Genomic DNA, 11,073 nt, shown 5'->3' with positions numbered 1-11,073 from the left:
CTTTTTTTTTGTTCCGGCTCCCCCCGTGATCTACACATCTCGGGTCACACTGTTCCCCTCCCCGCCGCTCTCCCGATCTCGGTCCGCTCCTGGAGGGCGGTCGCGGCCGGGCCGGGGGTGGTGGCCGCTGCCGGCCCGGCCGCGGGAGCGGCAGCGGCCACCGGGGCGTCGCGCCGCCGGTGTTCGGGGAAACGGGTGGCGACGGCGGCGGCGAGCAGGCAGGCGAGCACGCTGGCCAGGCCCACCGCCGGGTAGCCGCCGACGGCGAACACCGGGCCGGCCAGGACGATCGAGGCGAGCACGCCGAGCGTCTCGGCCGTCCCGGCCCGGCCGATGACGCGGGCGTACCGGCCGGCGGCGTCGAGCCGGTCGAGTTCGCTGAAGACCAGCGCCTCCAGCGCACCCGAGGCGAGCGCACCGCCGGCACCCCACAGCACGAACCCGACGGCGAAGGCCGGGTACGAGGGGACGAGCACCCAGAGCGCGAAGCCGGCGGCGGTGACGAGCGGGGCGAGGGCGAGCAGCAGCCGCCGGGAGACCGCGTCGGCGAAGGCGCCGGAGGGCACCTCCAGCAGGATGCTGCTGGCCGACCAGATCACGAACAGCGAGGAGATCTGCCAGACCGACAGGCCGGTGTCGCTGAACAGCAGCGCGTACAGCGGATAGAGCAGAACGAGTTCACCGAGGAACGCGTACCCGTAGAGGGTGGCCGCCAGCCGGCGGACACGCGGGTCGGGCACACGCACAGTGTGGACGGTCATGAAGCCTTCCCGTGGAGACGAAGCGGACACCGGACGTACGGCGTCCGCGGCGGCCCACGGGGGCGACCGTCAGCGGTGCATCAACATCGCCACGTCATGCCGGCGATGGTAGACGGCGGTGACCGTGACGGCCATGCCTTACCGCGACACGCGTCGGGGTGGGACCCGCGCGGATCCCACCCCGGAACGCGGCGGCGCGTTCAGCGGCGGAACTTCTCCTGACCCATCGGCGGGATGACCATGGTGGCCTCGGCGTCCTGGCCGGTCGGCTGTGCCGGGGCCGTGGCGCCGGTCGAGGTGACCTGGGTGGCGTCCGGGTCGGCGTGGGGCGCGGCCGGGCCGGCGGGGCGCGGCACGACCTGGGTGGCGTCGGCGTCCACGGCCGGGCCGGCGGGTTCACCGGCACGGACGACCTGGGTGGCGTCGGCGGCCGGGCCGGTCAGGTGGGTCTCGGTGTCGCGGCGGCCGGCCTGGTAGGCGCGGGCGTGCGTGGCGATCAGGTGCGACTCCTGCTCGGCGCGGGTCAGCCAGGACTCCCAGCGGCTCTGCATCGGACGGACCAGACCGCCGCCGACCCCGACGACGAGGATGCCGCCGACGGTGGCGAGCACGGCGACCAGCACCGGGGTGGTCACGGCGGTGGCCACGCCGATCTGGTTGAGGGCGGCGATGACGCCGAGGCCGAGGATGAACACCGAGGCGACGGTGGCCAGGATGCTGCCGTACGACAGCCCGCCCAGGGCGCCGCTGATGATGTCCCTGACGGCGTTGGCGATCGCGGCGGCGACCACGACGATGACGATCGCGACGAGGGCACGGGGCAGCCAGGCGATCACGCCGGCGATCAGGTCCGAGACGGGGTTCGGGCCCCAGATGCCGAACGCGAGCTGGAGGGTCACCAGCAGCACGCCGTAGTAGGCGAGCTTGGCGACGATGTCGCTGGCGTCGTACCGGGACCGGGCCAGGGCCCGGCGGATTCCGCCGCGCTCCACCGCGCGGTCGAAGCCCACCCGCTCCAGCACCTTGTCGACGATCTTGAGCACGGCCTTGGCGATCAGCCAGCCGACCACCAGGATCGCCACGAAGGCCACGGCCTTGGGCAGGAACAGCAGCACCGAGCGGAGGGCGTCCCCCACCGCGTCGCCGAAGTCGTCTCTCATGGGAATCCTCCACACGGGTGTCCGTCTCGTCGCGCCCGACCTACCCTCGGCGCCGACCGGGGAAACACCGGTCGGCGCCGGGCGGCGGCGCGTCGACGTGGCAGTGCCGGCGGGCGGCGCGCGCCGCTCGGCCGGGAGGATCAGCGGCGCCGGCAGTCGTAGGCGACCGGGGCCTGGGCCTGCACCGGGGACGGCGAGGTGATGTTGACCGTGGCCGTCTCGGTCGTGGCGCCCACGCCGCTGAAGGCCCAGCGCAGCGTCAATTCGACGGTGCGTTGGCCGCGGCCGACCCGCTCGGTCAGCAGGCTGCCGGGGGTGCTGCCACTGCGCAGCCACTGGTAGCGGATCTCCCCCGCCCGGCCGTTGGTCGACACGGTGGCCACCACGTCGACGGTGACGTCGCACCGGTCGCCGGCCGGCCGCGGCACCGCCACCGTGACCCCGGTGACCTCCAGAGGGCTGATCCGCTGCCAGAGATAGCGGCCGACGGCGACGAGCAGCGCGACGGTGAGCACGGTGGAGAGCGCCGAGGTGACGATCCGCCACGCCGACCGCCGCCGGCGCGGGGGCGTCGGCACGGGCCAGGCAGGCGCGACCGGCGGGGCGGCCGGCACGCCCGGCCCGAACCGCACCTCCCCGCCCGCCGGTGCGGGCGACGCTTCCGTACGCCCGCCGATGACCGTCCCCGGCCCGGTCCCGGTGGTACGCCCCGTCCCGACCGCGGTCACCGGGCCCGTCGGCTCCTGCCCGCTCGGCTGCGCCGTCGTCCACGGCCCGGACCGCCCACCCGGATCCATCGGCAGCCGGCCGGGGTCCACGCGCGGGGACGGCACGGGACCGCCGGGCGGGGCAGGCACAGGGCCGGCGGGCGGGGCGACCCGCCACCCCGGCGCGAGGTGCGCCGTCGGCTCTGCCCCGCCGAGGTGCCCGGTGGCGTTCCCAAGGTTCAGGTGTGCCGTCGCCTCCCCCTGGGCCAGGTGCGTCGTGCCGTGTCCGGCGGCCGGGTGCCGCATCGTCGGCGCGCCGCCGGCCATGGGCGCGGTCGGCTCGCCGGAGCCGAGGTACGCCGTCGGCTCACCGGAGCCGAGGTACGCCGTCGGCTCACCGGAACCCAGGTAGGCCGTCGACTCGCCAGCGGCCAGGTACGCCGTCGGCTCACCGGAACCCAGGTGGGCCGTCGGCTCATCAGAGGCCAGGTGTGCCGTGGGCTCGCCGGCACCGACGTGCGCGGTGGGTTCGTCGGAGGCGGGGTGTGCGGTGGGCCCGGTCGGGTGCGGGAGGCCGTCGAGGCGGGCGGTCGCCGCGGCGTCGACGGGCAGCCGGTGGGTGCGCAGCGCCTCGGTCTGGTCGTTCGGCTGGGTCACGGCGGCCCGCCCTCCGTCATCGTGGTCGACATCCGGGTCACCGATCAGCCCGGGGTGCAGAACGGGTGGAGCGTCACGTGGACCGGCGAGCTCTCGGGCGAGGCGTTGCCGGCCTCGTCGACCGCGACGACCCGGACCGGGATCCGGGTGCTGTCGCCCGGCCGGGGCAGGTCGCGCAGGACGCCACGGAACAGTCCACGACGGTCGGCCGTCATGGGCACCTCCGTGGTGCGGCCGTCCAGGGTGTACCGGAAGCTGACCCGCAGTTTCCCGGCCGTCGTACGGTCGTCGGAGACGACGGCCGAGACGGTGCTGGACGTGGGCCCGTACGGACAGCCCTTGGGGTCGAGCTCGGTCGGGCTTGCCGCGACCCGCCCGACGGAGGGCGCGGTCTCCGCCGGCGGTGGCGGGCTGGTGCTGGCCGACGCGGTCGGCGAGGCGGAAGCGGACGGGGGCGACGACGCGCTCGGGCCGGTTGACGCCGGGGCGGCCGTCGTCGCGGTGGGCGTGGCGGGCGCCGGGGCGGGCGTCGCCGCCGCCGTCGGCGTGGGCGGCGCGGCGGCCGGGGCGGACGTCTCGCCGGTCGGACCCGCCGTCGCCTGCGGGGCGGCCGCCGCCGGCACGGTCTCGTCGCGGCTGGCGTAGCTCAGCCCGGCCCCGCCGACCAGCAGCGCGGCGACCAGCCCGCCGCCGACCAGCGCCGCGCGGGCCCGGCCCGCCCGCAGCCAGGTCCACCGGCCGGTGCCCCCGCCCAGCGTGGTGCTGGCCAGGCTGGTGGCCCCGCCGGTGCCGTCGGGGAACGGGAAGAGGGCGGCGAGCAGGACCGCCCGGCGGGCCAGCTCGCGCAGGCCGCGCTCCTCCCACTCCGGCCCGTACGCGCCGGCCGCCACCTGCTCCAGTGCGGCGAGGAAGACCTGCGCGGGTTGCGGTCGCTCGGCCGGCTGCTTGGCCATGCCGTGCCGCAGCAGTTCGTGCACCGGCTCGGGAGCCGGGTCGGTGGGGATCGGCGCCCGGGCGTGCTGCTGGTGCAGGGTGAGCAGGTCCCGCCCGTCGTAGGGCGGCCGACCGGTGAGGCACTCGTAGAAGGTGGCGGTGGCCGCGTAGATGTCGCAGGCCGGGCTGGCCGGGGCGCCCGTCCACTGCTCGGGGGCCATGTAGCGGGGGGTGCCGGTGACGCTGACCCCGGAGGTCTCCCCGACCGGCATCGCGATGCCGAAGTCGGCCAGCTTGCTGGCGCCCCCGGCGGTTACCAGCACGTTCTCCGGCTTGTAGTCGCGGTGCACCACGCCCCTGGCGTGCGCGGCGCCGAGCCCGGCGAGCGATCCCTTGAGGACGCACAGCGCCGACTCCGGGGTGGTGGGGCCGTGCGCGCGCAGCATCTGCCGCAGCGATACGCCGTCGACCAGCTCCATGACGATCGCCGCGCCGGCGGGCGACTCGACGTACTCGTAGAGCCGGGAGACGTGCGGGTCGTCGATCTCGGCCAGCAGCCGGGCCTCGTCGCGGAACGCGGCGCGGAACGAGGGGTCGTCACCGAGGCCGCCGGTGAGGTACTTGATGGCGACCGGGGTGCCGGTCGCGTCGTGCACGGCGAGGTCCACCCGGCCGGACGCGCCGGCGCCGAGCTGCCGGACCGGGTGGTAGCCCGAGACCTGCCAGCCGGTCACGCGCGCACCTCCCCACCCCGGAACGGACAGCCTCCGTGGCTGCCCCGGTGGCCATTGTGGTCGCGCCGGGCGGTGGATCCATCGGCGCGACGGCTGCTTCCGGACTCCGGACGTCCCGCTCGGCGCGGCGGGGTGGCGGCATGGTCGGTAACGGACACACGCTACTCGTAGTACCCTCTCGCAAGCGTCGTCGCCGAACGGGCCGTCACCCGCCGGCTCGGCCGGCGTGCGGGCGGTGGTCGTACCCGGGCAGCCGGGCGGACCGGCGACGGAGGCGGCGGCGCGCCGAGGTCGGCACGCGTGCCGACGAGGGGTCAGGCCGGAGGTCGGCCGTCGCCGGGCGCGGCGACGGGTGCCGGCGCGGCGCGCTCCGCCGTGGGGGGCTGCGCCGCCGGCTCGGCGTCGCGCGTGGGTTCGGCGCCGCGGGTGAACTTGTCGAAGAAGCGCAGCAGCTCGACCGGGAACGGCATCACCAGGGTGCTGTTCTTCTCCGCCGCCACGTCCACGACGGTCTGCAGCAGCCGGAGCTGGTACGCCCCGGGGGTGGCCGCCATCGCCCGGGACGCGTCGGCGAGCCGGCGGGACGCCTGGTACTCGCCGTCGGCGGCGATCACCCGGGCGCGGCGCTCGCGTTCCGCCTCGGCCTGGCGGGACATCGACCGCTTCATCCCCTCGGGCAGCGCGACGTCCTTGACCTCGACGCGCTCGATGAGCAGCCCCCACGGCTTCTCGGTCGGCGCGTCGATGACGGCCTTCAGCTCGGTGTTGATCCGCTCCCGGTCGCCGAGCAGGGTGTCCAGGTCGGCCTTGCCGATCACCGACCGCAGCGCGGTCTGCGCCACCTGAAGCACGGCCGCGGGGTAGTCGCGGACGTTGACCAGCGCCTTCACCGGGTCGACGACCCGGTAGTAGACGACCGCGTCGACGGTGAGGGTGACGTTGTCCCGGGTGATGGCGCCCTGCGGCGGCACGCCGATCACGGTCGTCTGCATGCTGACGCGGACCATCCGGTCGGCGATCGGGACGATGAGGCGCAGGCCGGGCTCGCGGACCGGTTGCAGCACGCGGCCGAAGCGGAAGACGATGCCGCGCTGGTACTGCTGCACAAGCCGGACGCTCAGGGCGCCGACGAGCGCGATGACCACGATCACGATCACCGCGCCGATTACGACGGCTTCCACGGCACCCCCGATCCGTTCGGCTCCCCGGGGCCCCTTTCCCGCTGTGTCGCCGGATAGTCCTGCCTCCCGGCGGCCGCCCGGTCGGCCGCCGACGCCCCTCGGGGCAGATCGGTGGTTGCCGGACGCCGGACCGGTTTCCTGGCTACGGTACGGGGAGCAGGCCGGCGGGGGCTGCCCGGCCGTGGGCCGGGCGGTCCGGCAGCACCGGGCCGGGGAAGGCCGATCGCTGGAGGCGATGCCGGTGACGATGGAAGCAGAGCGCACTCTCCGCGCCGACGAGATCACCGAGCTGGGTGAGCTCGCCGCGCAGTTGCGGGTGGACGCGATCCGGTGCAGCACCCGGGCCGGGTCCGGTCACCCGACCTCCAGCCTGTCCGCCGCGGACCTGCTCGCCGTGCTGGTCACCCGGCACCTGCGCTACGACTGGTCGGATCCGGGCGGTCGCGCCAACGACCACCTGATCTTCTCCAAGGGCCACGCCTCGCCGCTGCTGTACGCGGTCTTCAAGGCGGTCGGGGTGATCAGCGACGAGGAACTGGTGGAGACCTACCGCCAGTTCGGCTCACGCCTGCAGGGGCACCCGACGCCGGCGCTGCCCTGGGTCGACGTGGCCACGGGCGCGCTCGGCCAGGGGCTGCCCGTCGGTGTCGGGATCGCGCTGGCCGGCCGGTACCTCGACCGGCTGCCGTACCACGTCTGGGTGTTGTGCGGGGACAGCGAGACGGCCGAGGGCTCCATCTGGGAGGCGCTGGACAAGGCGAGCCACTACGGGCTCGGCAACCTGACGGCGATCGTGGACGTGAACCGGTTCGGGCAGCGGGGGCCGACCGAGTTGGAATGGGACCTGGACACCTACCGGCGGCGGGTCGAGGCGTTCGGCTGCCGGGCGGTCGTCGTCGACGGTCACGACCTCGCCGCCGTCGACGAGGCGCTCGGCGGCGCCCGGCAGGCGACGGGCCCGACCGTGGTGCTCGCCCGGACCGTGAAGGGCAAGGGCGTGCCCGAGGTCGAGAACAAGCCGGGCTGGCACGGCAAGCCGTTCAAGCCCGACCTGGCCGACCGCGCCGTCGACGCGCTCGGCGGCGTACGCCAGATCCGCGTCACCGGCCCACGTCCCGAGGCCGCTCCGCCGCCCGCCGCTCCCGCCGGCGCGCCACCGGAGTTGCCCCGGTACGACCGGGGGGCGAAGGTCGCCACCCGCAACGCCTACGGCGACGCGCTGCGCGCGTTGGGCGCCCGGCCGGACGTGGTCGCGCTGGACGGCGAGGTCAGCGACTCGACGCGCGCCGACCGGTTCGCCGGGGAGTATCCCGACCGGTTCTTCGAGATGTTCATCGCCGAACAGCAGTTGGTCGCCGCGGCGGTCGGGTTGCAGGTACGCGGGTACCGGCCCTTCGCCTCGACCTTCGCGGCCTTCTTCTCCCGCGCCTACGACTTCATCCGGATGGCCGGCATCTCCGGGGCCGACATCGCCCTGGTCGGTTCGCACGCGGGGGTGGAGGTGGGGGCGGACGGCCCTTCGCAGATGGGGCTGGAGGATCTGGCGGCGATGCGCGCCGTCCACGGGTCGACCGTCCTCTACCCCAGCGACGCCGTGTCCTGCGCGGCCCTGGTGCGGGAGATGGTCGACTGTCGGGGCATCACCTACGTGCGGACGACCCGGGGCGCGTACCCCGTCCTGTACGGCAACGGCGAGGACTTCCCGGTGGGCGGCAGCAAGCTGCTGCGCGGCGGCGACGACGACCGGGTCGCGCTGGTCGGGGCCGGGGTGACGGTGCACAACTGCCTCGCCGCCGCGGACCGGCTGGCGGGCGAGGGCGTCGCGGCCCGGGTGATCGACCTGTACTCGGTGAAGCCGCTGGACCGGCAGCGGTTGCTGGACACGGTCCGGGTCACCGGCGGCCGGCTGGTGGTGGTGGAGGACCACTACCCGGAGGGTGGCCTCGGCTCGGCCGTGCTGGAGTCGCTGGCCGACCTCGCCGAGCCGGTGCGGGTGACCCACCTGGCCGTCCGCGGCCTGCCCACCTCCGGGACGTCGAGCCAGCTCATGGACCAGGCGGGGATCGGGGTGGAGGCGATCGTCGCGGCGTCGCGCGCCGCGCTGTCCGGAAACTGAGCGGGCGGGCGACGGGTGGCCGCGCAGCCGGGTCGGTGAACAGGGCGCCGACGAGTGCTTCCGGTGCGATGGTGACCGGCCGGTCGCTGACCTGCCCGTCGCCGAGTTCGACGATCCGCCACACCCCGTCGGCGCGCAGGGCCAGGTCGACGGTCACGAAGGGCAGCCGCAGCGCCGCGATCGACGCGGCCAGCGGACGCGGGTCGAAGTCCCCGGGCGGGGTGTCGTGCGGACTGTCCGGGTGCGCGCCGACCAGGACGCAGCCGCCATCGACCCACCACGTGTGGACCTCGGCGGTGGCGAACCGCTCGAACCGGCGCAGCACGAAGCCACCGACGACGTCGTCCCCGCGCAGGTCGAGGAACCGGCTCGCGACCGCCCAGGCGGCGTCCCCGTCCCCGAGGTCCGGGATGAGCGCCGCCTCGTGCCAGTGATGCTTCATGGACTTGGCGAAGTCGCGCAGTACCGCCCGCCCGCCGCCGAGGTCGCGCCGCGCCCGGTCGAAGTCGGCGCGCCGCGTCCCGACCGTCCACGTCGTACGCGGCGTGAGGTCGGCCAGGTCGGGATACCAGCCGGGCAGCTCGTGGGCGCGCCGGTACTGCTCGCCGTTCGTCCGCAGCGTGACGCCACGGCCGGCCAGCGCCGCGGCGAAGGCGGCGTACCGCTCGCTGCGCAGCATCCACCCGCGGTAGACGGCCTCGCCCTCCACCGTCGCCTGGGACACCACCTGCGGCACGTCGTCGCCACGGGCCAACGCGTCGTGGTCGACGAGGGCGACCGAGACGCCGAGGTCCTGGGCGGCGTGTGCCTCCGGCGCGAAGTGGTCATCCGGCCGACGCGGTCGCAGCGGGTCCGCGGGAACGATCAACAGCACCCGGTGGATGCTGCCCGATCGGCCGGTACGACGCGACCGCGTTCCTGCCGGCGGTGGTGGCCGGGGCGACTCGCGCCAGCGGACCGGCAGTGACGGTCGTCGGGCTCGGCGGGCTGCGCCCGAGGACAACCGTTCGGTATGCGACTGCGTCCTTAGTTCGAGCAGTCGGATAGGGCGGTGTGGAGGTTCGATGGACGAGGTTGCCGAGGACGCGTTCCGGTCGTTTGTCGCCGCGCGGTCGGCGGCGTTGCTGCGCAGCGCGTACCTGCTGGTCGGCGACCGCGACAGGGCCGAGGACCTGCTGCAGACGGTGCTCGTCAAGACGTACGTCAGGTGGTCGCGCATCCGGGACCCCGCCGCCGTCGAGGGGTACGTGCGGCGGGCGCTGGTCACCACCGCAACGTCGTGGTGGCGGGGCCGGGCGTACCGGGAGCGACCGGTCGACACGGTGCCGGACCGCGGCGGCGTGGACGAGACGGACGCGCGACTGGAGCACGACGCGATGTGGCAGCGCCTGCTGACGCTGCCGCCGAAGCAGCGGGCCGTGCTGGTGCTGCGCTACTACGAGGGCATGGCCGAGGCGGAGATCGCCGAGGTGCTGGACATCTCGCGGGGCACGGTGAAGAGCCACGCGTCGCGGGGTCTCGCCGCGCTACGCCGCCAACTTGAGGAACAGGATGCGGAGAAGGGGGCGGTGACGCCATGAACGACCGACCGGACCGGGGACTCGCCGACGCACTCGAGCGGCGGGCCGACTCGATCGCGCCAGGGCCTCGGTTCTCCGCCGAGGAGATCGTGCAGGCGGGACGCCGAGCGGCCCGACGACGGACCACGCGGATCCGGGTGTCCGCGGCGGCAGCGGTCACCGCGCTGGCGGTGGTGGCCGCGCCCGCCGTGACCGACGCCGTACGACGTCCGACCCATCCGGCGCCGGCCGCGTCCAGGTCGGAGCCGCCACGCGGCCTGCCCACGGCCTGCCCGGTCGAGCGGCTGCCGGTGCCGGCGGGCAGCGTCATGGACATGGTGATCGGCATGGATCCGACCGGTCGCTACATCGTGGGTCGGACGAACCCCGGCCGCGGCGGCACCGGTCTCGACATGTTGATCTGGGACAACGGCCGCCTTCAGGTGATCCCGGTGCCGGGCGACCAGCAACTGCCCACCGACATCAACTCCCGCGGCGAGGCGGTCGGCGTCAGCGGCGTCGTCGGCGAACGGGCCTGGATCTACCGCGACGGCACCGTGACGCACCTGCCCGGTGAGCGCCCCACCAGAGCCAACGCGATCAACGAGAGCAATGTCGTGGTCGGTTCGAACGGGCCCCGGCGGCCCGTCGTCTGGCGGACACCGTCGGACCAACCGACCGTGCTGCCGATGCCGGACGGCGACTGGGAGGGCGAGGCCAGCGACATCGCCGCCGACGGCACGATCGTCGGCACGCTCAACCGCCAGCGCACGACTCTGTTCCAGGCGTACGCCTGGCTGCCCGACGGCACGCTGCGGGAACTGCCGCCACCGGTCGTCGACGGCGAGAGGGCCGTCGCCACGCGCGCGATGTCGATCTCCGAGGACTGGGTGGCCGGCACCGCGAAAGGACCGCGCGGCGACGTCCCGACGCGGTGGAACCTGCGCACCGGCGAGGTCCAGACCTTCCCCGAGATGCGCATGGGCGGTCGCGGCGTCAGCGCCGACGGCTGGCTCGTCGGCAGCCGGGAGGGGCAGGGACTGCTCGCCAGCCACCAGGGCATGGTGACGCTGCCGGACCTGCACGACCACGACACCGACATGTCCAACTACGCCGTGGCGATCAGCCGGGAAGGTCGCCTCGTCGCGGGTGGCGGGTCGGTCGGCGGTCCCCGGGCTGTCCCGGTGGTGTGGCGCTGCCGGTGACACGCCGGCCCTGGTAGGCGTGGCCGGGCCGGGTTGCCGTCGCGACGACCGTCACCGGCA

9 protein-coding genes are annotated in these 11,073 nt (G+C 74.9%); 3 read left to right on the top strand and 6 right to left on the bottom strand.

Annotated elements, in window-relative coordinates:
* Positions 1 to 44 precede the first annotated feature (44 nt).
* From ABZ793_RS10060 to ABZ793_RS10040, 5 genes are all read right to left on the bottom strand, one after another.
* On the bottom strand, positions 45 to 761 hold the full coding sequence (locus ABZ793_RS10060) for an MFS transporter (protein ID WP_357454737.1): 717 nt from the start codon (positions 759 to 761) through the stop codon (positions 45 to 47).
* Between the two features lie 200 nt (positions 762 to 961).
* Positions 962 to 1,921 (bottom strand): hypothetical protein, encoded by a 960-nt coding sequence (locus ABZ793_RS10055; RefSeq protein WP_357454734.1) that lies wholly within the window; start codon positions 1,919 to 1,921, stop codon positions 962 to 964.
* Positions 1,922 to 2,061: 140 nt separating this feature from the next.
* On the bottom strand, positions 2,062 to 3,285 hold the full coding sequence (locus ABZ793_RS10050; RefSeq protein WP_357454731.1) for a hypothetical protein: 1,224 nt from the start codon (positions 3,283 to 3,285) through the stop codon (positions 2,062 to 2,064).
* A 44-nt stretch (positions 3,286 to 3,329) separates the two neighbouring features.
* The gene (locus tag ABZ793_RS10045) at positions 3,330 to 4,952 is read right to left on the bottom strand and encodes a serine/threonine-protein kinase (RefSeq protein WP_357454728.1); all 1,623 of its coding nucleotides are present in this window, start codon (positions 4,950 to 4,952) and stop codon (positions 3,330 to 3,332) included.
* A 314-nt stretch (positions 4,953 to 5,266) separates the two neighbouring features.
* Positions 5,267 to 6,133, bottom strand: coding sequence for an SPFH domain-containing protein (locus ABZ793_RS10040; RefSeq protein WP_357454725.1), 867 nt, complete (start codon positions 6,131 to 6,133; stop codon positions 5,267 to 5,269).
* A gap of 247 nt (positions 6,134 to 6,380) precedes the next feature.
* Between ABZ793_RS10040 and ABZ793_RS10035 the strand changes: the two genes are divergently transcribed.
* Entirely contained in the window at positions 6,381 to 8,249 is a 1,869-nt protein-coding gene (locus tag ABZ793_RS10035; protein ID WP_357454775.1) for a transketolase, read from the top strand.
* Here ABZ793_RS10035 and ABZ793_RS10030 read toward each other — a convergent pair.
* Positions 8,179 to 9,123, bottom strand: a complete 945-nt coding sequence (locus ABZ793_RS10030) for an ATP-grasp domain-containing protein (protein WP_357454722.1) — start codon at positions 9,121 to 9,123, stop codon at positions 8,179 to 8,181. The genes ABZ793_RS10035 and ABZ793_RS10030 overlap by 71 nt on opposite strands.
* A 190-nt stretch (positions 9,124 to 9,313) precedes the next feature.
* Between ABZ793_RS10030 and ABZ793_RS10025 the strand changes: the two genes are divergently transcribed.
* Positions 9,314 to 9,829, top strand: coding sequence for a SigE family RNA polymerase sigma factor (locus tag ABZ793_RS10025; RefSeq protein ID WP_357454719.1), 516 nt, complete (start codon positions 9,314 to 9,316; stop codon positions 9,827 to 9,829).
* Positions 9,826 to 11,013, top strand: a complete 1,188-nt coding sequence (locus ABZ793_RS10020; protein WP_357454716.1) for a hypothetical protein — start codon at positions 9,826 to 9,828, stop codon at positions 11,011 to 11,013. The genes ABZ793_RS10025 and ABZ793_RS10020 overlap by 4 nt, the downstream gene beginning before the upstream one ends.
* The last annotated feature ends 60 nt before the right edge of the window (positions 11,014 to 11,073 follow it).

It is taken from the genome of Micromonospora sp. NPDC047465 (assembly GCF_040643125.1).
GTDB lineage: Bacteria > Actinomycetota > Actinomycetes > Mycobacteriales > Micromonosporaceae > Micromonospora.
Note: the sequence above shows the minus strand (reverse complement) of the source record. Positions and strands in the feature narration are given on the sequence as shown.

Excerpts from the sequence above, each read along its gene's own strand:
- ABZ793_RS10060 (WP_357454737.1), bottom strand. The coding sequence starts at position 761 with ATGACCGTCCACACTGTGCGTGTGCCCGACCCGCGTGTCCGCCGGCTG.
- ABZ793_RS10055 (WP_357454734.1), bottom strand. The coding sequence starts at position 1,921 with ATGAGAGACGACTTCGGCGACGCGGTGGGGGACGCCCTCCGCTCGGTG.
- ABZ793_RS10035 (WP_357454775.1), top strand. The coding sequence starts at position 6,381 with ATGGAAGCAGAGCGCACTCTCCGCGCCGACGAGATCACCGAGCTGGGT.
- ABZ793_RS10025 (WP_357454719.1), top strand. The coding sequence starts at position 9,314 with ATGGACGAGGTTGCCGAGGACGCGTTCCGGTCGTTTGTCGCCGCGCGG.
- ABZ793_RS10020 (WP_357454716.1), top strand. The coding sequence starts at position 9,826 with ATGAACGACCGACCGGACCGGGGACTCGCCGACGCACTCGAGCGGCGG.